We start from the raw sequence: 358 nt of genomic DNA on the forward strand, positions 1-358 counted from the left end.
AGCTATGCCTCTGGCCGGTGTTTCTAAGGAAGGGAATGTCAGCATTTAAAGATGGCCCAGTTGGCCGCCCGTGTGTGTGAACAAGTAAACGCCTGAAGTCTTGGAAGTCAGCGAAATCAATTCCTTCTTGTCCACCACGCACCAACCATCGAGTGCCATCCGATCGCGATACGATGCCATGCTCCAGACCAACAGGCAGATTCTGAGTGCGACTGCGAAAAGTCAAAAGTTTGAGTTCATTCGCTAAATCTGCCACTTTCTCGCCAGGCTGGATCTGACGAACTACCTCCGCAGGTCGAATATCCCCCAGCATACCAGAACCGACATGCCTCGCCCCACGCCAACTTGTGGGTAATTG

At 52.2% G+C, this 358-nt stretch carries 1 protein-coding gene; it reads right to left on the bottom strand.

The genetic code is table 11. From position 1 onward, the window contains the following. Nucleotides 1–45 precede the first annotated feature (45 nt). The gene (locus NG895_RS30150) at nt 46–180 is read right to left on the bottom strand and encodes a hypothetical protein (RefSeq protein WP_261360666.1); all 135 of its coding nucleotides are present in this window, start codon (nt 178–180) and stop codon (nt 46–48) included. Nucleotides 181–358: the final 178 nt, after the last annotated feature.

Origin of the sequence: Aeoliella straminimaris (genome assembly GCF_024054565.1) — a bacterium.
In the GTDB taxonomy this organism is placed as follows: Bacteria; Planctomycetota; Planctomycetia; order Pirellulales; family Lacipirellulaceae; genus Aeoliella; species Aeoliella straminimaris.

Excerpts from the sequence above, each read along its gene's own strand:
- NG895_RS30150 (WP_261360666.1), bottom strand. The coding sequence starts at position 180 with ATGGCATCGTATCGCGATCGGATGGCACTCGATGGTTGGTGCGTGGTG.